The organism is Methylomusa anaerophila, assembly GCF_003966895.1.
Classification (GTDB): Bacteria; Bacillota; Negativicutes; order Sporomusales; family Sporomusaceae; genus Methylomusa; species Methylomusa anaerophila.
Map to the genome: position 1 here is coordinate 3,412,973 of NZ_AP018449.1, position 22,553 is coordinate 3,435,525.

Annotated in this window: 25 protein-coding genes and 1 riboswitch; of the genes, 19 read left to right on the plus strand and 6 right to left on the minus strand. The window is 43.4% G+C overall.

Features of this window, described 5'->3' with window-relative positions:
• Positions 1 to 344: 344 nt before the first annotated feature.
• Positions 345 to 438: riboswitch (cyclic di-GMP riboswitch) on the plus strand.
• 384 nt (positions 439 to 822) lie between these two features.
• The 10 genes from MAMMFC1_RS15490 (at position 823) to MAMMFC1_RS15520 (ending at position 7,215) form a co-directional block, all read left to right on the plus strand.
• Entirely contained in the window at positions 823 to 1,278 is a 456-nt protein-coding gene (locus MAMMFC1_RS15490) for a sigma-70 RNA polymerase sigma factor region 4 domain-containing protein (protein ID WP_126309320.1), read from the plus strand.
• Positions 1,279 to 1,392: 114 nt separating this feature from the next.
• A complete protein-coding gene (locus tag MAMMFC1_RS15495; RefSeq protein ID WP_126309321.1) occupies positions 1,393 to 1,629 on the plus strand; it encodes a hypothetical protein in 237 nt (78 codons plus the stop codon).
• Positions 1,630 to 1,636: 7 nt separating this feature from the next.
• Positions 1,637 to 1,795 carry a hypothetical protein gene (locus MAMMFC1_RS21570; protein ID WP_158618787.1) on the plus strand — a complete coding sequence of 53 codons (159 nt, stop codon included), beginning with the start codon at positions 1,637 to 1,639 and terminating at the stop codon, positions 1,793 to 1,795.
• 28 nt (positions 1,796 to 1,823) lie between these two features.
• Positions 1,824 to 2,204 (plus strand): resolvase, encoded by a 381-nt coding sequence (locus tag MAMMFC1_RS15500; protein ID WP_126309322.1) that lies wholly within the window; start codon positions 1,824 to 1,826, stop codon positions 2,202 to 2,204.
• 38 nt (positions 2,205 to 2,242) lie between these two features.
• Positions 2,243 to 2,614: a recombinase family protein gene (locus MAMMFC1_RS15505; RefSeq protein ID WP_126309323.1), complete on the plus strand. Its 372-nt coding sequence runs from the start codon at positions 2,243 to 2,245 to the stop codon at positions 2,612 to 2,614.
• Positions 2,615 to 2,629: 15 nt separating this feature from the next.
• Positions 2,630 to 2,794, plus strand: coding sequence for an SHOCT domain-containing protein (locus MAMMFC1_RS21725; protein ID WP_174234384.1), 165 nt, complete (start codon positions 2,630 to 2,632; stop codon positions 2,792 to 2,794).
• Positions 2,795 to 2,869: 75 nt separating this feature from the next.
• Positions 2,870 to 4,495, plus strand: coding sequence for a recombinase family protein (locus MAMMFC1_RS15510; RefSeq protein ID WP_126309324.1), 1,626 nt, complete (start codon positions 2,870 to 2,872; stop codon positions 4,493 to 4,495).
• Positions 4,464 to 5,363 (plus strand): recombinase family protein, encoded by a 900-nt coding sequence (locus MAMMFC1_RS15515; protein WP_126309325.1) that lies wholly within the window; start codon positions 4,464 to 4,466, stop codon positions 5,361 to 5,363. The genes MAMMFC1_RS15510 and MAMMFC1_RS15515 overlap by 32 nt, the downstream gene beginning before the upstream one ends.
• 36 nt (positions 5,364 to 5,399) lie before the next feature.
• Complete coding sequence (locus MAMMFC1_RS21575; protein WP_158618788.1) at positions 5,400 to 5,564, plus strand: hypothetical protein; 165 nt, start codon at positions 5,400 to 5,402, stop codon at positions 5,562 to 5,564.
• 1 nt (position 5,565) lies between these two features.
• Positions 5,566 to 7,215: a recombinase family protein gene (locus MAMMFC1_RS15520; RefSeq protein ID WP_126309326.1), complete on the plus strand. Its 1,650-nt coding sequence runs from the start codon at positions 5,566 to 5,568 to the stop codon at positions 7,213 to 7,215.
• A gap of 366 nt (positions 7,216 to 7,581) precedes the next feature.
• Here the strand turns inward: MAMMFC1_RS15520 and MAMMFC1_RS22965 are convergent, their stop codons facing one another.
• From MAMMFC1_RS22965 to mgtA (MAMMFC1_RS15545), 6 genes are all read right to left on the minus strand, one after another.
• Positions 7,582 to 7,722, minus strand: a complete 141-nt coding sequence (locus tag MAMMFC1_RS22965) for a DUF6440 family protein (RefSeq protein ID WP_408631214.1) — start codon at positions 7,720 to 7,722, stop codon at positions 7,582 to 7,584.
• A 198-nt stretch (positions 7,723 to 7,920) separates the two neighbouring features.
• Entirely contained in the window at positions 7,921 to 8,109 is a 189-nt protein-coding gene (locus MAMMFC1_RS15525; protein WP_126309327.1) for a conjugal transfer protein, read from the minus strand.
• Between the two features lie 17 nt (positions 8,110 to 8,126).
• A complete protein-coding gene (gene mgtA / locus MAMMFC1_RS15530; protein WP_232035477.1) occupies positions 8,127 to 10,886 on the minus strand; it encodes a magnesium-translocating P-type ATPase in 2,760 nt (919 codons plus the stop codon).
• Between the two features lie 251 nt (positions 10,887 to 11,137).
• Positions 11,138 to 11,449 (minus strand): DUF3784 domain-containing protein, encoded by a 312-nt coding sequence (locus MAMMFC1_RS15535; RefSeq protein WP_126309329.1) that lies wholly within the window; start codon positions 11,447 to 11,449, stop codon positions 11,138 to 11,140.
• Positions 11,450 to 11,928: 479 nt separating this feature from the next.
• Complete coding sequence (locus tag MAMMFC1_RS15540) at positions 11,929 to 12,432, minus strand: winged helix-turn-helix domain-containing protein (RefSeq protein ID WP_126309330.1); 504 nt, start codon at positions 12,430 to 12,432, stop codon at positions 11,929 to 11,931.
• A 15-nt stretch (positions 12,433 to 12,447) separates the two neighbouring features.
• Positions 12,448 to 15,111 carry a magnesium-translocating P-type ATPase gene (mgtA, locus tag MAMMFC1_RS15545; RefSeq protein WP_126309331.1) on the minus strand — a complete coding sequence of 888 codons (2,664 nt, stop codon included), beginning with the start codon at positions 15,109 to 15,111 and terminating at the stop codon, positions 12,448 to 12,450.
• A gap of 790 nt (positions 15,112 to 15,901) precedes the next feature.
• Here mgtA (MAMMFC1_RS15545) and MAMMFC1_RS15550 point away from each other — a divergent pair.
• From MAMMFC1_RS15550 to MAMMFC1_RS15590, 9 genes are all read left to right on the plus strand, one after another.
• Complete coding sequence (locus MAMMFC1_RS15550; RefSeq protein ID WP_126309332.1) at positions 15,902 to 16,732, plus strand: ParA family protein; 831 nt, start codon at positions 15,902 to 15,904, stop codon at positions 16,730 to 16,732.
• The gene (locus MAMMFC1_RS15555) at positions 16,732 to 17,898 is read left to right on the plus strand and encodes a ParB/RepB/Spo0J family partition protein (protein ID WP_126309333.1); all 1,167 of its coding nucleotides are present in this window, start codon (positions 16,732 to 16,734) and stop codon (positions 17,896 to 17,898) included. The genes MAMMFC1_RS15550 and MAMMFC1_RS15555 overlap by 1 nt, the downstream gene beginning before the upstream one ends.
• 61 nt (positions 17,899 to 17,959) lie before the next feature.
• On the plus strand, positions 17,960 to 18,343 hold the full coding sequence (locus MAMMFC1_RS15560; protein ID WP_126309334.1) for a hypothetical protein: 384 nt from the start codon (positions 17,960 to 17,962) through the stop codon (positions 18,341 to 18,343).
• A gap of 12 nt (positions 18,344 to 18,355) precedes the next feature.
• The gene (locus MAMMFC1_RS15565; RefSeq protein WP_126309335.1) at positions 18,356 to 18,631 is read left to right on the plus strand and encodes a helix-turn-helix domain-containing protein; all 276 of its coding nucleotides are present in this window, start codon (positions 18,356 to 18,358) and stop codon (positions 18,629 to 18,631) included.
• Positions 18,628 to 19,536, plus strand: coding sequence for a helix-turn-helix domain-containing protein (locus tag MAMMFC1_RS15570; protein WP_126309336.1), 909 nt, complete (start codon positions 18,628 to 18,630; stop codon positions 19,534 to 19,536). The genes MAMMFC1_RS15565 and MAMMFC1_RS15570 overlap by 4 nt, the downstream gene beginning before the upstream one ends.
• A complete protein-coding gene (locus tag MAMMFC1_RS15575) occupies positions 19,533 to 20,264 on the plus strand; it encodes a hypothetical protein (RefSeq protein ID WP_126309337.1) in 732 nt (243 codons plus the stop codon). Before MAMMFC1_RS15570 ends, MAMMFC1_RS15575 begins: the two co-directional genes overlap by 4 nt.
• A 262-nt stretch (positions 20,265 to 20,526) precedes the next feature.
• Positions 20,527 to 20,961 (plus strand): DUF488 domain-containing protein, encoded by a 435-nt coding sequence (locus MAMMFC1_RS15580; protein ID WP_126309338.1) that lies wholly within the window; start codon positions 20,527 to 20,529, stop codon positions 20,959 to 20,961.
• Positions 20,962 to 21,011: 50 nt separating this feature from the next.
• On the plus strand, positions 21,012 to 21,656 hold the full coding sequence (locus tag MAMMFC1_RS15585) for a DUF488 domain-containing protein (RefSeq protein WP_126309339.1): 645 nt from the start codon (positions 21,012 to 21,014) through the stop codon (positions 21,654 to 21,656).
• Between the two features lie 21 nt (positions 21,657 to 21,677).
• On the plus strand, positions 21,678 to 22,349 hold the full coding sequence (locus tag MAMMFC1_RS15590; protein WP_126309340.1) for a dual OB domain-containing protein: 672 nt from the start codon (positions 21,678 to 21,680) through the stop codon (positions 22,347 to 22,349).
• Positions 22,350 to 22,553: the final 204 nt, after the last annotated feature.

Sequence of the window (22,553 nt, forward strand, 5' to 3'; positions counted from 1 at the left end):
CCGGGTGCGAAAAACGCATCCGGTTATTTTTTTGGAAATATGTCCATTGGCTAATCCCAAGACAATAAAACTATTATATCAATAGCAGTAAAGATAGCAGCTGGGGGATGAAATAAATTCGCCTGCGGCTAAACTTACCTTGCAATGGCAGTGTCTAGGTTGACATATTCTATAAATTAAATTTTTATGAACAATAAATATCGACCATATTTTACAAAATTTACTATTACATATATTGTAAAATTAATATAGCGGCCAGAATTTCGTTGTAATCGCTATTTTATTGTTGCTTTTAAAAGAAAGGAGATAATTTTTTAAGTCTGAAATTTACAAAAAAACAAATAAAGCGATAAGGGCAAACCTGTTAAAAGACAGCGACGCAAAGCCAAGGGTCTAAGGTACTGCTGACAGCAGCACTATGATTGCCTGGTTACCGAACTGATTACAACTATACTATAACCCTGCCCTTTTAGGCAGGGTTATAATTTTTGCGCAATTCATAGCTTCAATGACTATGAATAGGGCTTTTATGCCGGCATGTCTTTTATATTTGCCCATTGTGAAAGGGGTACAAAATGGGAATTTCAAAAAGGACATTGCTAAGAGGCCCGAAATAAAGAAATTTTTCACGGCAATTTCAACACTAAATACATTAATCAGTTAACAAGTGATTGGGACATTGAATGGCCCGTAATTTGCTATTGGCATTTTGCGGGCTTTTTCTGTTTTTTAAATAAAGCATTAGTCTCTATAAGATGCCGTTCCCCTCCGCTTGTTCTTCATTTCCGGATTTCAAAAATCACGAAATGGAGGACAAGCCTTATGGAAGAAGGCAAGAAACGAACTAATTATAGGAAGCTATACCCTGGCGTAAAAGAAGAAATCTATGAGGTGCTGGAGCGATCTGATCGGAAAATCAAGTACAGTAGATATGATCTGAAAACGGAAAGATGCAACATTGATTATGAAAAAGCAACGGTTACATACATTCCAAGCCGCGAAGATTCCCTCGATAGGCTTGAAGAACAGAATTACCAGTTTTCAGATCAAAGCGAAGGCGTGGAAGATCGCGCAATCAAAGACACTCTGATTGCTGATATGAAGTCTTGCATAAAGCATCTTTCAAAGGAAGATCAAGCTTTAATTACCTATATCTTTTTCAATGGGGGAACCCAGCAAGGCTATGGGGAATTGATTGGCATTACGCAACGTGGCGTTGGCAAGCGCCAGGAAAAAATCCTTGAAAAGCTCAGAAAAATGATGGGCATAGATATTTAAAAAAAATTCAAAATTTTAGTTCTGAACCCTCTCACTCAACGGCCAAATAAGTGAGGGGGTTTTTTCTATCCCTCTTTCGCTCCTTGAAAATTTCATATCCGACAGCATAAATACATGATCTGTCCGGCCGTGATGAGCGGCAGCGACATTGACGGGAGCGCCAAGACTACCTGCGGATGGGTGACAGACATCCGTCGAACCGATGGCATCGAAGGCGACGAGCGGCAAGGCCCGGTTATAAAACAGTCTGTGGTAGACTGTTTCGCCATGAAACGGACAGTGACAATGCTACTTCCGCCCAGCCACAGACATCGCAATGGGGGCGGCTCGGTGAGAACCACGGAGAGGTGAAATCCCTATGAGGCTTGCTGACCACAAGCCGTTTATGCTGCCGCCCTGGCTTCGGGTAGTAGTGTCAAATAGAAGCAGCCAAATGAAGAACAAGAGATCGTTTGATCTTAGAAACTACGCGGCAGGATTTTTATTGCTCTTTTCCCATCCTGCCGCGTCCTTGTAAGATTAAACACCAACAAGGAGGTAATGTTATGAGCAACAAATCACTGAATGAATTGCTGGAAAAAGACCTGGTCGTCGGCTATGTCTATGGTTATGACGGAACGCGTCAGGTCTTTTATTTCGAGAACTCCCCTGCAAACATTGCAAATTTTATCATGCTCCATAGCGAAAACACAGATAAAATCGTTCTGACGGATCAGTTGGACAGGTTAATCCTGAACACCTTTGGGGAATTCATCAACAGCTGTCCCGATCAGGCATTCCTGGAGGAAGTCAAGAAAGAGCTGGTACCCATGCAGCTGGGGGAAAAAGAACCGTCTGAGATACTGTCTGCCAGCGAGGATGAATTTGCCAAACTCTTGTACGAGGAAGATCGGCAAGTAACGGAAGCTGAGCTGCGGATGTTGTAGCTCCGGCTTTTTAATTAATATAGAACGGAGGGTTTCATATGAAAGAACAATTACGCGCTTGGCTCTATTGCCGGATTGATGCTCCGGAAGATACGCATGGCACATTGAAAAGTCAGAAGGAAGAGCTCTATGATTATGCGGAGCAGATGGGCTTTGTTGTTACTGGCTATGCAGAAGATCTTGGAAGTGGTCTAAATTTAAGCCGCTCCGGTCTGCAGGAGACTGAGAAGGCGGCAAATGAAAGTCAAATGGATGTATTGGTCGTGAAAAGGCTTGACCGTATCGGACGGGATACAGCACAAGTGCTGGAATTTCTCCGGGGACTGGACCAGCTGGGCATTGCGATTTATTCCCCACTGGAGGGCGAAATCCGTCTGGAACAGCAGGGTCTGGACTTCTTTCTGCGTTAGGAAGGAGGGGCTGTCATGTCAAGAACTCAGGCATCCAATGAGGTGCAGTATAAAATCTCCATAAAATTCCTGAACATCCTGCTTCGCAACGGTATTATAACTTCTAATGAATACAAAAAAATCGACGATTTGAACAGGCAAACCTTCACGCCTGAACTATCTCAAGTATATGCGCAATAACACTAGCTTTCCGGGAAATTGTGTGGTAGTGTGTGTTGCTAACAGGAGGACAAAAATAAGAAAGGAGAAGATCATATGGCAAAAAATGTACAAATTATTCGTCCTGTTAAGCAGCAAGTTATCCAGCAGTTACAGCCTAAAAAGCGGGTCTGCGCCTACTGCAGAGTCAGTACCGATTCCCGCGAACAGCACAATTCCTTCTCGGTGCAGACGGACTATTATAAGAATTTCATTGAGAGCCAGGAAGATTGGGAGTTCGCCGGAATTTACGCTGACGAGGCACGAAGCGGCACAAAACTGCAAAAGAGAGATGACTTTTTACGGATGATGAAAGACTGCGAGGACGGGAAGATCGATATGGTTATTACCAAATCCGTAACCCGCTTTGCAAGAAACACAGTAGACAGCATCCAGGCAATCCGCAGGCTGAAGGAGCTTGGAATTGGCGTCTACTTTGAAAAGGAGCACATCAACAGCCTGTCGGAAAAAAGCGAACAGATGCTGACCATTTTAAGCTCACTGGCACAGGGAGAAGCCGAAAGCATCTCCACCAACAATAAATGGGCGGTTATGAAGCGTTTCAATGATGGTACATTCACCATAAGCTGCCCAGCCTACGGTTACACCAAGGATGAGAACGGTGAGCTGGTCATAAAGGAGGAAGAAGCCTCGGTTGTACGCCGGATTTTCCGGGACTACCTGCACGGGAAAGGAACCTACCTGATTGCCAAGGAGCTGACCGATGAAGGCTTCCCTACAATTCGCTCCGGTGAAAAATGGAGCGACGGAGTGGTCAGGGAGCTTCTTTTAAACCCCGTTTACTCCGGCAATCTGCTTTTACAGAAAACCTATACGACTGACGTACTTCCCTTCAAGCGAAAGCATAACAGAGGGCAAGTGCGTCAGTATTTTATTGAGGACAATCACGAACCACTCATAAAACCCGAACAGGCAGAGGCAGTCAGGGAGATCATGGAATACCGAAGCAAACAGCATGGTGTGGATTCTGAAAAATGTCAAAACCGTTATGGTTTTAGTAGCAAAATTCTCTGTGGTGAATGCGGAAGCATTTTCCGCCGTCAGAAAATTTACATCGGTAAACCCTACGAAAAAATCCAATGGTGCTGCAACCAGCATATTGAAGATAAAACTAAGTGCGGTCAGAAGGCTGTCCGTGAAGATATCCTTCAATGCGACTTTATCCTCATGTGGAACAAGCTGATCAGCAATTATACTGATATCCTGCTCCCCCTGCTTGAGGTGCTGAAAAAGATTCGGATGGATGAACGACAGGAACAGGAAATTGAAGACTGCAACAACAAAATTATGGAACTGACAGAGCAGGGACATATCCTGAGTCGGTTGATATCGAAGGGGTATGTGGAACCTGCTGTTTTTATAGAGCGCCAGAATGCCCTTGCCCTGGAGCTTACCGAAGCAAAGAAGAAAAGAAATCAACTTATGGATAACAACGGACTGGAGCAGGAGATCGCAGGAACAGAGCTTCTGCTGGAGCTCATCAAAAATAACACCGGCATCCTTGAAGCATACAGCGAGGACTTATTCTCCCAAGCGGTTGAGAATGTCATCATACGAAAAGACAAAATAACTTTCCGGCTGATCAACAAGCTGGAGCTGACAGAATCCATCGGAAAGGAGGAAGATCAGAATGGCACAGCGGCACATGCCCATCGGTTATAAACTGGTGGATGGAAAAATTCAACTGGACGATCCCAAGGCAAATGTCGTAAGACATATTTTTCAGGAGTATGCATCCGGAGCTTCCCTTCTGGACATAGCCAAAGCGATGACGGCGGCCGGACTCCCAAACGCCAACAATCAGCCCAAATGGTACCATGGAACGGTCAGCAGTATATTGGATAACGTAAAATATCAGGGCGACGAGTTCTATCCCCCGCTCATCAACAAAGAATTGTTTGAAAAGGTCCAGCGCCGTCGAGGTGAACGATGCGAAAAGCTCGGACGGAACCTACAGCTTAACAGCGCAAGCCGTCAATCGGTTTTTTCCGGTATCCTACGCTGTGGAGAATGCGGCGACGTTTACCGAAAATATGCAGAGCATTGCGGAAAGCCAACAAAACGGACCTTCTGGAAATGCAAGAGATATATCCACAAGAACAAGGTTTGCTGTTGTAACAGTTTTCTCACAGATGAACAGATCAGATCGGCATTCCTTTCAGTAGCAAATCGAATCATCGCAAACAAAAAATGTCTGGATCGAATTCCGAAAAAGGAACCCGCCGTAAATAACTTTGAATATATCAAGCTGGATAAAAAAATAAAGGAGCTGGAAGCAGAAGGACAGTATTCGTCCAAAGAGCTTCCGGCTCTTATTTTTGAACGGGCAAAAGCCTTTTACAAAACATCTCGTGTCGATGATGCCGCCCATAATACTGAAAAGATGAGGCAAGCATTTTCCGACCGGATGCCTCTCCATGGATTCGACGAAGAACTGTTTCAGACAGTCATCCGACAGATCACAGTACATAAGGATGAGAAATTGACCTTCGAGTTTATCAACGGGCTGACGCTGGAGGCCAAATACTGATTTTTATAAATCACTGAAGAAAGGATGGAACGAAAAATGGCTAAGTCAAATAATACGCAAAAAAACGAAAATCCTTTAAAAGCTGTTTTTTATATGAGGGTAGGAAGTATAGAACAATTAAGCCCTGAAGCGCAGAAAGAATACCTAGGCAAAAAAACAGAAGAAATGAAAAAGGAAGAATTCAGGAAAGGAGATAACTAAGATGCAGACTGCGGCAGCGAAAAAAAAGAATATATCGATTATCCCCCCACAGCCGGAATACGACCGGAGTATCAAGGTACAGTTTAAAGCCCTGCGGGTCGCTGCCTACTGTCGCGTCAGCACTTTGCTGGAACAGCAGGAAGGCAGCTATGAAGCTCAGATATCCTACTATACTGAGAAGATAAAGAGCAATCCCAATTGGAAGATGGCCGGCATTTATGCTGATGACGGAAAATCCGCAACCAACACGAAAAAACGTGATGATTTCAACGCTATGATTGAGGACTGCCTCGCAGGGAAGATCGATATGGTCATCACAAAATCCGTCAGCCGCTTCGCCAGAAATACAGTGGACTGCCTCCAGAATATCCGTAAACTCAAAGAGAAGAATGTCGCCATTTTCTTCGAAAAAGAGGGAGTAAACACTCTGGAGGGGTCAGGAGAACTGCTGATCACAATTTTAAGCAGCCAGGCGCAGGAGGAAAGCCGGAACCTGAGTGAAAACACCCGCTGGGGTCTGGTCAGACGCTTCGAGAACGGAATCATGTCAATTAACCACAACAAATTTATGGGATACACGAAAGATGAAAACGGAGATCTGGTCATCGTACCGGAGGAAGCTGAAATAGTCAGACGAATTTTCCGCCTCTTCCTCGAAGGAAGCAGCTATGTCCAGATCGCGAAGATTTTAGAGAGCGAGGGTATACTTACCGTAACCGGCAAAAAGGAGTGGTGCCCCAGCGTGATCGACCAGATGCTCGAAAATGAAAAGTACATGGGTGATGCCCTTCTTCAGAAGACCTACACGGTAGATTTCCTCACAAAAAAACGAGTGAAAAACCAGGGCATCGTTCAGCAGTATTACATACAGGACAATCATGAAGCGATTATCCCAAAAGAGCTTTTTTACCGGGTACAGGAGGAAAAGGCCAGGAGGGCAAGCCTGTGCAAATCTGCGGCAACAAGGCGGGCTAAAAAAGAGCAAAGCAAGTACAGCTCGAAATACTCTCTATCCGACATTATGATCTGCAAGGAATGCGGACAACCATACCGCAGACAGGTCTGGTCAAAGAACGGTCAGAAAAGCGCCGTATGGCGTTGCGAAAACCGCCTGAAGAACGGAACCAAACACTGCAAACACTCTCCAACGCTGAAAGAGGACGTTTTGAATGAAGCAATTATGACAGCCATTAACAACGTCGTTGAAAACCGGGGTGATTTTGTAGGCGCCTTCCGGGAAAACGTAATACAGGTAATCGGGAGTTATTCCACCAAGAATGTACCCACCGAATATGACGAACAGATCACAAAACTGCAAGGTGAAATGCTGACTTTGATTGAGGAAAACGCAAAGATGGGTTCGATCACCGAGGATTTTGACGAACAATATCATAAGATTGCGGAGCAGATCAAGGAGCTCAAGCAAAAGAAACTGGATAGCATCCGAGATCAAAAACGGGCTGCAGATTTTCAGCAGAGGGTCAGCGATATGGACACCTGCCTGAAAAAGGTATCCTGTTCGGTTCGGGACTTTGATGACGATCTGGTGCGCAGACTTCTGCAAGGAGTTAAAGTTATAAACGAGGATACACTTGAAATACAGTTTAAGTCAGGGATCGTCATGAAGCAGAGAATACCCTACTGCAACTAACATGTTATGTCCAACATAGAGGCAGAAACGATAAAAATTTTTGCATAGGGGTTATCCTTTTCTAAAAACAGATGATGTTTTGACCACTTTTTTGTGTAGCTCCAAAATTATCGGATTATTATCTATCATCAATATCCAGTTTTTCACAAGATATACGTCTTTTTTAAACCATCCTTTGCATAAGCGCAAGGGGTTAATAAACGGCTAAAAGCCAATATTTAGACAAAATTCCCGTGCATAACTGTTTACTGAATATGATGTTCACAATAAATAACGAAAACCTGCCTCAAGGGCAGGTTTTGTTCAATATCTTTAATCAGATTCTACAGGGTATCAATAATCACGCCGCAATCATATAAATCTCATCTACAATGGGCATATTGATGTACTGGACCCTTCTGTTGAAACTAATAAATATTGTTTTCCGGTTTCTGTGTCCTCTAAGATGCAGATCATATAAGCTTGATCATCTTGCGAGTAGATAATTCTAAACCGTTGATTTTTCATTTGGATCACCTCACTATTCAATTTGCTCCTATTTGTTCCTTAAACAGTCTGCTGTGATCTGCTCAATGATGGGGATACAATTCCGATAAAAGCAGGCATATTCTGCCATTATCTCAATCTGATCGTTGAGCAGTTCACACTGACCAAATACATTTTTATTCTTCATTGCGTTGATTAAGTAGGCGCATAGCAGCCCCGTCAGCGTTTTTCCCCTAGCTTATCGACGGCTGCCTTAACAGCTTTCCTTTTGGGTTTCATCCCCCAAAATACAACATTCATCACAACTACAACCATTGCTATTACGAACATAGAAACCCAAAATCCTATGTTAATGCCAAACCACTGTGTTGTACCAAAAAGATTCATCCAAATATGATTCAAGTTCATCGTCATGCCCCTTTCTTTTAAAGAAGATCACCGTAATGCCGTATATATGCCTTTTTCAGACTCGTGGCCAGCACCATGTACAACGCGATACATGGAATCAGATATACAAAGTATGAGGCCGGAAGCGGGAGAAATCCGAGCGTTCTTCCAAAAGTGGTAAAAGGAATAACCGTTACGATTGCAATGCCAGCAAAGGTAAGTAGCGTAAGCGTAACGGAAGCGCGGCTTTGGATGAACGGAAGTTTTGGCGTACGGATCATGTGAATCACCATGGTCTGGCTCCACATGGACTCTACAAACCATCCGGCCTGGAACAGCGCCGTATAATTCGTTTGCATCCGTATTAACTCAGCACCAGTAAAGTGATTTGCTAGGTCGTTATACAGAATACCGTTGGACACAAACAGCGGGCAGAAAACAAAGTACATGAACGCATAGGTAGTCCAGTCAAATATGGAACTTGTGGGGCCAAGCCACAGCATGAAGCTTCCGACAGAAGAAGCATCCCACTTCCGGGGTTCCTTCAGGAATTCCTCATCTACGTTATCCCAAGGTATGGAAGTGCAGGACAGGTCGTAGATCAGGTTGAGAAAGATCAATTGTGCGCCCATCATGGGCAGGAACGGAAGCAGGGCAGAGGCTGCCAGTACCGAGAACATATTGCCAAAGTTGGAGGACGCCGTCATCTTAATGTATTTATTCATGTTGGCGTAGGTCTTGCGGCCCTCGACAATGCCTTCCTCCAAAACCATCAAGTCTTTTTCCAAGAGGATAATGTCTGCGGATTCCTTTGCAATATCTACTGCGGTATCCACAGAAATGCCAATATCAGCAGACTTCATTGCGGCGGCGTCGTTGATACCGTCGCCCAAGAAGCCAACGGTGTGACCATTATTGCGAAGGACGGTCACGATACGGGCCTTCTGATCCGGAGAGAGCTTCGCAAACACATCGGTGTTCTCTGCTGCCTTTGCAAGCTCGTCATCGGTCATTTGGTCAATATCGGAACCTAGTAGCAGGTTATTAACCCTCAAACCAACCTGTTTGCAAATAAAGCGGGTTACTTTGTCATTATCTCCGGTCAGAATTTTGGTTGTAACGCTATACTCCTTGAGGGCTTTGATTGCCGCATGAACGGATTCTTTTGGAGGATCAAGGAAAGCCAGGTATCCGATCAGCACCATGTCGCACTCATCTTTTACTCCAAATGCGCCAACGGGAGACGGGTTGGTTTTCTGTGCAACAGCAATTACCCGCATCCCGTCTTCGTTAAGGGTATCTACAGTCCGAATGATGTTTTCCTTTAATGCTTCCGTAATCGGCTCTACTTTGCCCTGATATTCCACAAAGGAGCAGATGGAGAGCGTTTCCTCCACGGCACCTTTGGTGACCATCTGAGTTTTGCCGCTTTTATCACTGACTACCGTGGAAAGACGGCGGCGGGTGAAATCAAAAGGAATCTCATCTACTTTTGTATAAGCTTCAGACAAATCTATGAGTCTTGGATCGGAGGCTTCCGCTTCCTCTGTCTTGCGGATGATGGCCCGATCCATCAGATTTTTATAACCTGTTTGAAAATAACTGTTCAGGTAGGCGTGGCGAAGCACACGGGTATCCTCATTACCCATAACATCTAAGTGGTACTCCAGTACCACGCGCTCCTGTGTCAATGTACCGGTTTTGTCCGTACAGAGAATATCAATGGCACCAAAATTCTGGATGGAATTCAGATTCTTCACGATAGTTTTCTTTTTAGACATGGATACAGCGCCTTTTGCAAGGCAGGTGGTGACAATCATCGGTAGCATTTCAGGGGTCAGCCCTACCGCGATGGAAATGCCGAAAAGGAGCGCTTGCAGCCAGTCACCTTTGGTAAGCCCGTTGATTACAAACACGACGGGCACCATAACGAACATAAACCGGATGAGTACCCAGGATACGGCATTGACACCCTTGGTAAAGCTGGTTTCAACAGCCTCTCCTGTAACCGAAGAAGCCATGGAGCCAAACAGGGTATCATCACCAACAGAGATAATCACTGCGGTGGCGCTGCCGCTGATCACGCTACTACCCATGAATACAATATTGGGATACTCTGTAACGGTATCAACTTGACCCTCGCTAACTGTCGCAATTTTTTCCACGGGTTCGCTTTCACCGGTCAGGGCTGACTGGCTGATAAATAAATCCTTTGCCTGGAGCACTCTTGCATCTGCGGGAATCATATCACCGGCAGAAAGATGGATGATATCACCAACCACCGCATCAACAAGGGGAATTTCCTGCCTTTTGCCATCCTCCCGGTCAACGGTGCAAGTTGTGGTAATCATGCCCAGGAGTTTTTCAGCGGCATTTCCGGAGCGTGACTCCTGCACAAAACGTAAAGTGCCGGAAATAACGACCATGGCCATGATAATGATGACTGTACGCAGGCTAATATCCTCCGGTGCGTTTTGCATAATCGGAAGGACAACATCCGTAATCGTAGATACAATGGCAAGGCAACCGAGAATTGCCGTAAAGGGGTTGATGAACGCGCCTGCCAATTTCTGCAGCAGCGTTTTTTTCTTTTCGTGAGTCACCCTGTTGTTGCCATAGGCATTACGGCTTGCAGTGACCTCTTTTTCTGAAAGACCGTCCAGGGAGGTGTTGAATTTCCGTAAAACAGTCTTTATTTTATGGGTTGCGGCGAAAGCAATTGTTTCGTTGGCTCTGTCCCTGCGAACGTGGCTCTCTGAAATTTTTCTTATAGCCGCTCTGTTTTGTTTCTTGTTCATGAGTCTATACCTCCTGATAATTTGATTCATTTGGAAGCAAGACACCAGCCTGAATAGACTTAGACTATGTTTGGCAAAACAGATAGCATGTTTTGAATTATACTAAAGTTTTGTTGGCATCTTCTTCGCCCGGGAGGGTGTATGTCTTGCGGACTTCGTTCACCACTAGTGTCGGATTCCATCTGTTTCGCCCCTTTCTTTCTAAATTATCTATATCAACGCCTCTGGCATATTTTTATGGTTCCTAAAGATCATTCCGATTTATACCGGTTTGACTTTGTGATGAAAGCTACATCAAGTCCTGTCAACACAAACCAAACTATCATGCTCCACATAAATGCAGTATTCATAAATTCAGGACTAAATCCGGATGTTAAAAAAATAGCACTGGCGACCAAAAATACGCACCCGATATTCTTGCTGAGATCATCCATGCGTATTTTGTTTTTTTCTTCTTTTGGCATCTCACGCCATGCTTTAATCCATTTTGGCCCCACTCCAATGAAAAAGGCGATACCAACCACCAGGAAGATAAGTCCGAAGGCAATGCAATGTAAATTCATAGTTTCACGCTCCTTTATTGTGTAGTTCTCTGGCGAACGGCTGAAAAGGGCATAAAAAAACCACCGCTTTTATGTTTCTCCAGCACATAACCCGTAATTTGTTTTCAGCAAAGGTTCTTCGCATTTACGGAAATGCAGCATATAGAGGAATACATAACGATGGACAAACGATCTATGGATCAATGGATAGAGATTTCTGTGCTATTCCAATAGCAGCATATCAGTTCCAGTTATAACGAACCTGTTATAACATCCATACATGTCTATTTGACTAACCGTTTTGTTTTGTCCCCTACAACTGTAACTGTCCACGAAATCTCATCTCCTTTACATTTCTTTATATTGCTCAACAGCACCTTATTAGTATAGACATAATCGAAAATAAATAATATAGCCAAATTCTTGCGATTTTCTTACCAAATAGCAAGAAAAAACGGATTGATTTTCGCTGTGGAACCGGCTGAAATCAATCCGTTTTTCTATATTCTGTCCGTAAACTTATAACCAATTCCCCAAATGGTAAGGACGTATTCCGGTGCGTCCGGGTCTGGCTCAATCTTTTTTCGGAGCTTTCGGATAAAAGCCATGATATTACTGTCCGCCATGAGGTAATCTTCTTCCCAAACCGCTTGGTAAATTTGTTCTTTGGTGAAAACCGCCCCCTTGTTCTTCGCAAGAAAATATAGAATGTCAAATTCCTTGGGCGTTAAATTGACCTCAATTCCGCCATGCAGCACTTTGCGGCTCTTGGGATGAATTTCAAGGGCACCGGCATAAATGCCATCGTCTACGACATGGACTAAATTTTCTCCAGGACCGACCATTCCCAGCATGAGGGTAGCTACTTCACCTTCCATCAAATCCTCTAATCCCTGGAGCAGCTCGTGGGAATACTTAGATTTGAGCTCTAAAGTTTTTAAGGTATCATACAGGGATTTAGCAAGGGCGGAATCCATTATGATAAAGCTTGCATTTTTCTTCAAAATGATTCCTCCTCTCTAAATCAACTCATCGTATTTAGCAATGTAGATTCGCTTTAATACGGTGGTTAATAACATATAGCTGGCAACAACAACAAGCAGGAACCCAAAATACCACGGGGGGAGAACCGTTAAGCCCAGGACATCGACCATAGGAGTAAAGGTAAGTCCCGTGAACAACAGGATGCCTATTACCGTAATCAGCATAACCGGAGCCGATGGTCTGCTTTGCAGGAAAGGTATTTTTTTCGTTCGTAGCATGTGTATAATCAAAACCTGTGTCCACATGGATTCTAGAAACCATCCGGTCTGGAAGAGTGCGATATATCGAAACTTCATGGCCGGATCGGTTAATTGCGTAAAGAGCAGTCCTCCGGTAAGCGTCGGGCAAAGGACAAAGTATAAAAACAGGAAGGTGATCACATCAAAGATAGAGCTGATGGGACCGAAAAACCGCATAAAACGTCCAAGCATTTTCCCAGACCATTCCCTGGAAGAAGAAAATACCTCCTGATCAACATGATCCCACGGCAGCACGATACAAAGGATATCATAAAGTAGATTCAAGAGCAGGATTTGAATGGCCGCTATCGGTAAAAAAGGCAAGAAAGCACTGGCACAAACAATGGAAAGAATATTGCCAAAGTTGGAACTTGCGGTTATTTTGATATATTTGGACATATTCGTAAAGGTTTTTCTACCCTCTAAGATGCCTTCTTCCAACACATTCAAATCTTTCTGCAGCAGAATGACATCGGCTACGTCTTTTGCGGCATCAACGGCGGTATCCACGGAGATTCCAACATCCGCTTCGCAGATAGCAGGAATATCGTTCATTCCATCACCGAGAAATCCTACGGTATGCCCATTATCCCGCAAGGCCGTTACAATACGGACCTTTTGGCTGGGGGTTAATTCGGCAAATACATCAGTTTTTTCCACGGCGAGCTGCAATTCCAAATCAGATAAGCCGTTTATGTCTGCTCCGGTCAGTATCTTTTCGGAGGCGATGCCGATTCTGCTGCAAATAGAGAGGGCAATTTGCTGATGATCACCTGTAAGAATTTTCGTTTTGACTTGCAGGTTCTTGAGCTTGGCAATGGACTGTGCCGCCGATTTTTTAGGTGCATCAAAGAAGGCAAGATAACCCATCAAAATCATGTTGGATTCGTCTGGCAGGGATAACGTTTTCTGATTGTCTAAGTCCTTTCTGGCGACAGCTATCACCTTCATGCCGTCTCCCAGCATTTCATCCACCACAGCGGCAACGCTGCTTCTTCCATCTTCTGAAATGGGTTGGACGGTTCCTTGATACTCCACAAAAGCGCAGCGGGAGAAAACTGCCCCCACATCACCCTTCATAACGAGCTGATGATTTCCATTATCGTCTGCGATGAGCGTACTGACATATTTGCGGGAATAATCAAATGGGATTTCATCTGCTTTGTGGTACTGTCTAGCTAAATCCTCATAGTATTCATTTTTCCCCGGCATGTTCCGGCATTTCAAAATAGCATTATCAATGGGATTTTTCACACCAGAGTGGTATAAGCTGTTTAAATAGGCAAAACGAAGCACTTCGTTACTTTCATTGCCAAGAATGTCCATATAGTATTCCAATACTATGGCTACATTGGTCAGTGTTCCCGTTTTGTCCATACAAAGAACATCCATGCTTCCGAAAACCTGCATGGCATTGATATTCTTGATAATCGTTTGTTTTTTGGACATGGAAATACTACCCTTAGCCAGACAGGTCGTGATGACCATAGGCAGCATCTCGGGGGTCAGTCCAACCGCTACAGATAATGCAAAAAGGAATGATTCCATCCAATTGCCTTTTGTAATGCCAGAAATGATAAAGACAATAGGAACCAACACAGCCATAAACCGCAACAAGACCCATGCAATCGAGTTTGCACCTTTTTCAAAACTGTTGGACGTAAGGGCATTGGGCTGAATAAAATTACCGTATAGTGTTTCTTTTCCAACGGCCAATACAACACCTTCGCCTTTTCCACTGATCACAGTCGTTCCCATAAAGACAAGATTTTCATATTGTGAAAAAGCCATTTGCTCCGTATATTTATGTTGTCGACTGTTTTTTTCCAGGATGCCGCTTTCACCGGTGATGGCGGATTGAGAAACAAATAAATCCCTGGTATTTGTCAGGCGCATGTCCGCGGGTACGCGATCACCTGCGGATAAATAGATAAGATCGCCTACCACTAGATCTTCGGCAGGTACTTTGATAATGACACCATCTCTTTTTACATTGACATGGGTATGCACCAGTCGGTCCAATTGATCGTAGGCATGTTTAGCCCGAATCTCCTGGATAAAACGAACAGTACCACTAACGAGAATCATCACGATTATAATGATAACCGTTGTGACGTTCTTATTGAAATTGTTCGTACGCCATATATCCGTTACAAAGGATACAATTGCCAACACGAACAGAATAATGGTAAACGGGTTAATAAAGGCCCTGCGAAGTCGAAACCATATGGTATCCGATTTTCTGGAAACGATATTATTGTCCCCGTATTTTTTCTTCATTTCCTCGAGTTGCTCCAGTCGGAGCCCGTTTCGTGAGATACCTAAATCGTTATAAAGAACTGTCGTATCACTATGAGCGTATTTTTCCATACGGTCGTTTAATAATGAAGCTTTATTCAAAGTGATACCTCCTTCATTAAAATCTTGTTTTAACTATTTTGTTTCAATATTATACCATGTTTTTATTTGTTGAAAAACTGCTAATCCTGTGGGGCGAATTTCATCAAGCCTCTGGAATAATAGATATCGTCCTCGTCGTCAATAATCTAACATAAGCTATCAACTTAGTAAAAATAACATGAATGTAAATAACGTAAAGATCAAAGCAAATTGACAACTACTATTCCAGAACCATATAATTATAGAAAATTGTAACGAATAAAACCTTCAAACGCAAGGAGTATTTGAGGGTTTTATTGCTTACAATTTTTGAACTATGAGATCAAAAGTGTTAAGCTATGTACAACCATTTGATGTCAAACAAAAATCTCCGGCATACAAATTTGAAAAAAGTGCTATGCTTTGCCCGAAAAAATTGAATCCAAGGGGCAATTTTCTCAAGAGGATACCCTTCCTCCAAGGGGGTACCAGCTTCAAGTGGCATCTTTTTTGACCGTTCAAGGCACGTGGAGGCTATTGTGTTGCTACAACGCCAAACTACCTAGAAATCCTTAATTTCCGGTACTTCTACAAGCATATCGTGTTTGTGGGAGAAGGCGAAAAAATAAGAAATAAGATCATCAAAAAGTACATCCGGGTTTCTGTGGTTATCGATATGGAGTGTGTAGACACAAAAAATCAGCAGATAGAAGATTGGGATTTTTAAAGAAAAGTATTTTTTAAGATGAATTAGACGTTCAATTTTGCATTGGACGTCTATTTTTTATTTCAAAAAGGAGGATATAATTTTATGGAACAAAGCACCGGCATGATTATAATCTGCTTTATGAATCTCAAGGGGGGCGTGGGAAAAACGACACTTGCTACGCACGTCGCTTGCGCCTTGGATGAACTAGGAATTAAAGTCCTTTTCATCGACAACGACAAACAAGGAAACGCCAGCCGCTTTTTTCAAGCGGAGACAGAGAATACTTTATCCGAAGTTTTAGCTGGCAGCATTTCGGCAGCACGGGCAATTCAAAAAACGGCATATGAAAACATTGATATTATTTCAGCCGATATGGGACTAGCTGCAGTGAATTTTGACATTATGCTTTCCGATAAGTATAAAAACCGTAATCAAAAGTTTTTACTTAAAGAAGCATTAGAACCGGTTCGCGCCCAATATCAGTTTTGCATCATTGATAATCCGCCGGACATCAATACCAGCGTCTATAATGCCTTAATGATCGCCAATGAAGTTATCTTCGTAACGACACCGGATTGCTACGCACGCGATGGCATGGACTTAATGCTCGGGCAACTGCAGGCGGCAAAGAATGATCGAATAGCAATGGACCAAGGATATAATGAATTTTTGCCGGACCGGCGCCTTCATTTCCGGGGTTGTGTGCTAAACAAGTATACGCCCGATGCCGCTTCGATATTAGAAAGTCTTCGAAAGAAAATGCCCACTTTTTCAACTACCATTCGTTTAACCAAAATAGGAGCGAAACGCTTGAGGGAAGCAGCAGAGCGTGGAATTTCCGTGCAAACACTTTCGCCAAGTTGCGGGTTCTCGCGGGATTTTAAGCACTTTATGGAAGAGTTGCTCTACACGCAAGAAAGTGGGAAGCGCTGATGGCAAAAAGAGCTCTTGATATGAATGCGTATTTCAATCGGGCATCACAAAGTCCGGAGATACTGCCGGAATTGGTACACATGCTTGAGATGTCAGCACTCGTTGTGAATAAGCAAAACTTTTATAGCATCTTAGATATAGAAGTTTTAGCGGCGGATATTCTGCGCAACGGGATTCGGCAGCCGCTCGAAGTGGTGATGCAGCAGGATGGGGTCACCTATCGCCTGATTTCGGGGCATCGGCGGCTTGCCGCTTTACAGTATCTAAAAGATCATGGAGAGTCCGTTCCGGAGAAAGTCCCGTGCATCATACGTCGTTTCGAAACAGAGAAAGACGAAATTGAAGCCATCATTTCGGCCAACTGCCAACGCGACAAAACCATAGAAGACGAAATCAATGAACTGAAATATTTACAGCCGATTTTCCGTGAACGCTTTGAAAAAGAGAAGCCAGGCGGGAAGTTCCGCGCATATTTTGCCCGCCAGTTAGGAGTGTCCGAGTCAACGCTGAAAAGAAAGCTGGAGCTATTGAAGCTTTCACCGGCACTCTTGAATCGTCTAAAAGAAGGAAAACTGCCGTTATCGGCAGCGTATGAATTAACCGGCTTATCGCCGGAAGAGCAGGAAGAGGCGGAACATTCCCTGCCGGAAGACGCGAGTGTGCAGGCGGCAATTGAGGTGAAAGAGGAAATCAGGGTGCAGAAGGCGTCGGTGTCGTCAACCCTGGAAGAAGCTGCTGGTGAGGAGGAGCTTGCTGTAGAAGGGGAAATGGTAGGTATTCTTGACAGCAAGAAAAGCAGGAAAAAATCTTCACCAAAGGCCGAGAGTTCTTCCCAAGAGGAATCTGGCGGCGTTTCCCCTATCCATGCCAATCAACCGCTGCCAAACGATCTTCATGAACAATTTGCAGCGGCCGTTTCTGAAACAGATGAAGTCGATAGTATGACAAAGGAACAAATCGAAACAGCGGATTTTCACAGACTGTCCGTTCAGATGCAAAAAAAGAGCATCCTTTGGGTGGCGGATTTTTGCCGCAATCAGATGCGGCAGACAGCCGAGCGTTTGGTGGAAGAAAAAGATACCTCGAAACAGACTGTGGGCAGAATTGCAGTATGGAAAGAATTGCTTTCGCATCTTGACAGTTTAGAAAAAAAGATAGTGGGATAAAGTGTTAGGTATTGACGGCAGAATTTCTGCCGTTTTTTTATGTACTAAAGGAGGGAGTTCCGTGGAGAAACCAAGTCGGGAAGAATTGGAATTTGTAATTGCTGCGCTACAAGAGAAAATTCTGGTGTTGGAAACAGAGTTAAACGAGCGTGGTGTATTGGCTGTTGAACAAATTGTTGAGCCGAAGGATTATAGAGATATGAAAGCCCATGTTGAGAAACTAGAGCAAGAAGTTGAGGCCCTGCGATATATCCTGTCCTTTTCCGGCGTTCAGTCACTGGACATGCTGGCGACTGATTTTCTCTCGATTTTACAAACTCGCCTTAAACAAATCGCTGTAGAATTTGGGAACTTTCCCGTGGGTCTAGAGGAGCGAAATATACTGAAGAAGATCATTCACAGCCTGCATAGCGGCGCCCGCCAACTCGATCAGTTGCTCAAGTAGGAGGTGCTTAGCATGACATTAGCAAAGAAAATTCGCAACTTACGGGAAAAAAACGGCTACAGCATTTCTAAACTTTCCCGGCATATAGGTATCGACCGCACGAGTATTTACCGGTGGGAGGAAGGAATAACAACACCAACATTGGCCAGCCTTACGCTGCTTGCGCAATTTTACGGGATCGACGTGCGCAAGCTCCTAGAAGATAATGAGCTAATTGATTTACGGTTGCTGGTTAAAAATCTCGAAGCACGTGTAGAAAAACTTGAGCGGAAAGGGGAGGGGCCATGAGTATCATCCGGGTAGAAAAACAACGGAAATACACTTGTGTAAGCAATGTTCCTTTGCAGGATGCCCGCCTGTCCCTTAAAGCGCGTGGGCTTATTACCTATTGTCTGAGTTTGCCCGACAATTGGACGTACAGTGTTAGTGGGCTAGTGAAAGTGATTGGCAGTGAAGGGAAAAGCTCTATTCAGTCGGCACTGCATGAATTGGAGAATTGCGGTTATCTCATACGCAGGCGTTTGCATGATAAAAATGGCAAATTTACTGGCACAGAATATGTCCTTTACGAAGAGCCGCAAATACAGGCGAAACAACCATTTACCGAAAATCAGTCAATGGTTGTTTCGAAGGAAAATGAACCATTTACCGATTTTCCGTCAACGGTAAACCCGTCAACGGAAAAACCGCCGACGGCTAAACCGTCAACGGAAAATCAGCCACTACAAAATACGTATTCTACTAAACAAGAAAACAAGAAAATACACACACAACAAAGCGATGCCGGTGTGTTTTCTGGTGATGAAAACAATGGGCAAGGAGAAAAGGCTACGAGCATAGCTGTTCCACTAGAGCAGCTTGTAGAAATCGCAATGCGGTGCCGTATTCCGGAAGAAAGCATTGGAAAACTTCTCAAACGCTATCCGCGCGATAAGATCCACGTTCAACTTCTCTATCTGGAATCACAAAAGGGGAAGGTGCATAACCCTGTTGCCTGGCTGTTTCAGGCATTAAAACAGGATTATGATACACCACTTCCAAAGCCAAAGTCTATAGTCGTTCAGCCGCCGCCACTACCGCCGCTGCCAGAGCCGAGTCACGGACCTCTTTCACCGGAATTTCAGGCAATGCTGGATAGAATACATAAGTTAATGGCAGGTAATGAGAGAGAAAAAAAGGAGGAAGACGGATGAACCTATTTCTTGTCAGGGGAAGATTATTACGCATGATTGCGGATTACTATGCATTGGAAAAAATACGTAACTTAGAAAAAGCTTTGACGTATGTGGAAAGAAAGCTCAATCAACCACGCCTTATTTTTAAGCTGCGTCAGGAAATTGTTCAACGAAAAGCTGATGCCGCCTTAGTTGCAGCCATGATTATGCTGATGCCTAAAGAAAAACAAGAATTCTTCCGCTTGCGCTATCAAAAAAAGATGCCGCTTGTTTTTGTTGCGCCTAAACTTTATATTTCGCCTAAAGTTGCCGGCGCATGGAATGCGGAAATTCTGGAACGTCTTTATGTTCTGCGGGAAGGTATCGTAGGGGAGTTTATCCTATCCCCGCAGGCACTCTGCGCAGTTGAAAGCTATCTCAATACGATTTTAGATTTTTTTCTGATGGAGGAAATGAAATATGCTGATCCTGCCTATGTCAGGCAACTGGAAGCCAGAAGGGCTTTTCTTTTGCAGTTGCGACTATATATGGAGCAGTATTTGGAGAAAGTAAATGCAGAGGAACGCCAACTTTTGCTTTCTTGGTGCAATGATCCATGCCTCACCTATGTGGAACTTGCTAGACGATTTTATGTGTCAGAATCAACGGCGGGACGATATGTACTACGCTTTAAGGGAGCGATGTTTATTTTTTGGGAAGCATTGCGCAAAGAAAATGCAGTGAAAGTGCTTTCTGGACTTTGCTGAATCTACTAACGAGATACTTTGATAGAGAAGGGCAAATTTTTTGAAAGTAAGCCACTGCCAGTATAATCGAAACATAAAGGAGCCAGTAAGCATCTGGTATTCCATAAATAATCAGTTGCTTATTGGCCTGCCTCTAATGCTACTGGTTAAAAAAGATTACTGTCTGATGTATGGCGTAATTACAGGGTATTGAACTTTTCATATTTAGGAAACTGTGTAATAATGTTAGTAAGTGGCAATTGGTTGAAAGGCGGCATAATAAATGACGTTGTTCACAATTGGATCAGGTAAGAAATCTGCTCGTGAATTTTTCTCACTTTTGCAAATGAATAATATCAAACGAGTATTGGACATTCGGTTAAGCAACACTTCGCAATTAGCTGGTTATACAAAAAAAGCTGATTTTGAATATTTTCTTAAAGAAATTGCTGATATTGATTACTACCATATGCCAGAACTAGCACCTACGGAAGAACTGTTAAATGCGTATAAAAGTAAAGAGGTAAGCTGGCAGGAGTATGAAATAGAGTATATTAGAATTATCACAGCAAGAAATCCATTAGCGAAGTTAACTATCACGTTTTTTGATAAAGCATGCCTTTTGTGTAGTGAACCTACCGCAAAACAGTGCCATCGCCGTTTGCTGGCGGAATACATAGCCGACAGCTTGCCCGATTGGAAGATCGTTCATTTATAACACTATCATGTTTAAAACGTCTTTACATGTAACTGGAAGGAGAGGGGACAGTGGACTCAAAGCAAAAGCTTTATACAATTGGCCATTCAACAGTTGCCAATACATTTTTCCTGAAACTCCTTCGCCAGTATGAGGTTAATTGTATTGTGGATGTACGGAGTGTTCCTTTTAGTCGTCATGCTCCGCAGTTTAATAAAGATGAGCTAAGTAAGTTTCTACGGAAAAATACAATTAAATACGTCAGTATGGGGCAGGAGTTTGGCGCACGGCGCGATGATTTAACTTTATATACTGAAGCTGGCTATTTAGATTTTGAAAAGACGCGCAAGTCGAGTCTGTTTCTACATGGAGTAGAACGTATCGAAAAAGGAATGCATAGTGGCTTTTCAATTGCGTTAATGTGTACGGAAAAGATGGCCATTGAATGCCATCGCAGTATCCTAATTGCAAAAAAGTTTTATGATATGGGATACGATGTATATCATATTCAGCATGATGAAAATTCATATACACATAAGGACTTGGAGCTGGAATTGGTAAAACACTATTTTCCCAATCGAAATGCCATTAATATGTTTGTCGGGGCGGAAGAAAATGCATTAAGTTTTCAGGAAATGGTGTTAGCCGCTTACCGTTATCATAATGCAGAAATTGGATATAAAATACATGAAGAAACGGAGACAGTGCATTTGTAAGAAAATTAGGGGGCGCTTAGCTTGGATAAACAAATTATTCTTCTGGCTAAGTCAAAAAAGATGGGACATTATTGCACGGCAGGAATTGATATTGCCACTGGTGAATGGATAAGAATTGTATCGGAAGATGCCTCGATTCAGCATGCGGTGTGCGAGTGCCATATGCGGTATGAGAGTGGAGCAGTTCCTCAAGTGTTAGATATCATTAACATTGGTTGTCAACGTCACTCGCCCAATGAATATCAAAACGAAAACTATGTGTTGAATCCTTCCTGCACCTGGGAGAAAATAGGGCAAGCATCCATTCAGGACGTCTTGCGAATACATCCTATTGATAAGCATAACGCACTATTTTACAACTATAACCATAAAGTTAGTCATGAAGTAATTCAACAAACTGAAAGCTCTTTGCGCTATTCATTAGCTTTAATTGACCCGGATAATGTGAAGATTCTTATTGAACCCAAGCAATATAACGACGAAAAAAGTATTAAAGTACAATTTTGGTATAATGGTAGTTGGTATAAATACATACGTGTAACAGATCCGGAATTTTTAGCTAGATATTCTTCCTATGATTATGGTGTGTATGCCTTGTCTGACGATGTTTTGTTTGTGATGAGTCTAGGTGATGCTTATAGTAACGAGAATAGTCATTATAAGCTGGTCGCTACAGTTTTAGAAGCATACTGATTTCAACGATGGCATTGAAGAAGGCAGTATCCTGGATGACAGTAATTATTTGAATCGTAGTTATTTGATAGCGAACTCTCGGACAAGCTCCGGGAGTTTTTCGTTTCCACTGAAAAGAGCAGACGGAAACAGCGAGGCGGTGGCTTTGTTCGTGAAACCAACTTAACAAACTTACAATTTCTAACCGTTGAAAGGCAGGAATCC

What these genes read in the sequence shown, in the direction of transcription:
- MAMMFC1_RS15575 (WP_126309337.1), top strand. Translation starts at nt 19,533, where the DNA reads ATGAACCTATTTCTTGTCAGGGGAAGATTATTACGCATGATTGCGGAT.
- MAMMFC1_RS15555 (WP_126309333.1), top strand. Translation starts at nt 16,732, where the DNA reads ATGGCAAAAAGAGCTCTTGATATGAATGCGTATTTCAATCGGGCATCA.
- MAMMFC1_RS21725 (WP_174234384.1), top strand. Translation starts at nt 2,630, where the DNA reads ATGTCAAGAACTCAGGCATCCAATGAGGTGCAGTATAAAATCTCCATA.
- MAMMFC1_RS15510 (WP_126309324.1), top strand. Translation starts at nt 2,870, where the DNA reads ATGGCAAAAAATGTACAAATTATTCGTCCTGTTAAGCAGCAAGTTATC.
- MAMMFC1_RS15490 (WP_126309320.1), top strand. Translation starts at nt 823, where the DNA reads ATGGAAGAAGGCAAGAAACGAACTAATTATAGGAAGCTATACCCTGGC.
- MAMMFC1_RS22965 (WP_408631214.1), bottom strand. Translation starts at nt 7,722, where the DNA reads ATGAAAAATCAACGGTTTAGAATTATCTACTCGCAAGATGATCAAGCT.
- MAMMFC1_RS15495 (WP_126309321.1), top strand. Translation starts at nt 1,393, where the DNA reads ATGATCTGTCCGGCCGTGATGAGCGGCAGCGACATTGACGGGAGCGCC.
- MAMMFC1_RS15505 (WP_126309323.1), top strand. Translation starts at nt 2,243, where the DNA reads ATGAAAGAACAATTACGCGCTTGGCTCTATTGCCGGATTGATGCTCCG.
- MAMMFC1_RS21575 (WP_158618788.1), top strand. Translation starts at nt 5,400, where the DNA reads ATGGCTAAGTCAAATAATACGCAAAAAAACGAAAATCCTTTAAAAGCT.
- MAMMFC1_RS15565 (WP_126309335.1), top strand. Translation starts at nt 18,356, where the DNA reads ATGACATTAGCAAAGAAAATTCGCAACTTACGGGAAAAAAACGGCTAC.
- MAMMFC1_RS15550 (WP_126309332.1), top strand. Translation starts at nt 15,902, where the DNA reads ATGGAACAAAGCACCGGCATGATTATAATCTGCTTTATGAATCTCAAG.
- MAMMFC1_RS15515 (WP_126309325.1), top strand. Translation starts at nt 4,464, where the DNA reads ATGGCACAGCGGCACATGCCCATCGGTTATAAACTGGTGGATGGAAAA.
- mgtA (WP_232035477.1), bottom strand. Translation starts at nt 10,886, where the DNA reads ATGAACAAGAAACAAAACAGAGCGGCTATAAGAAAAATTTCAGAGAGC.
- MAMMFC1_RS15520 (WP_126309326.1), top strand. Translation starts at nt 5,566, where the DNA reads ATGCAGACTGCGGCAGCGAAAAAAAAGAATATATCGATTATCCCCCCA.
- MAMMFC1_RS15525 (WP_126309327.1), bottom strand. Translation starts at nt 8,109, where the DNA reads ATGAACTTGAATCATATTTGGATGAATCTTTTTGGTACAACACAGTGG.
- MAMMFC1_RS15570 (WP_126309336.1), top strand. Translation starts at nt 18,628, where the DNA reads ATGAGTATCATCCGGGTAGAAAAACAACGGAAATACACTTGTGTAAGC.
- MAMMFC1_RS15580 (WP_126309338.1), top strand. Translation starts at nt 20,527, where the DNA reads ATGACGTTGTTCACAATTGGATCAGGTAAGAAATCTGCTCGTGAATTT.
- MAMMFC1_RS21570 (WP_158618787.1), top strand. Translation starts at nt 1,637, where the DNA reads ATGAGGCTTGCTGACCACAAGCCGTTTATGCTGCCGCCCTGGCTTCGG.
- MAMMFC1_RS15500 (WP_126309322.1), top strand. Translation starts at nt 1,824, where the DNA reads ATGAGCAACAAATCACTGAATGAATTGCTGGAAAAAGACCTGGTCGTC.
- MAMMFC1_RS15535 (WP_126309329.1), bottom strand. Translation starts at nt 11,449, where the DNA reads ATGAATTTACATTGCATTGCCTTCGGACTTATCTTCCTGGTGGTTGGT.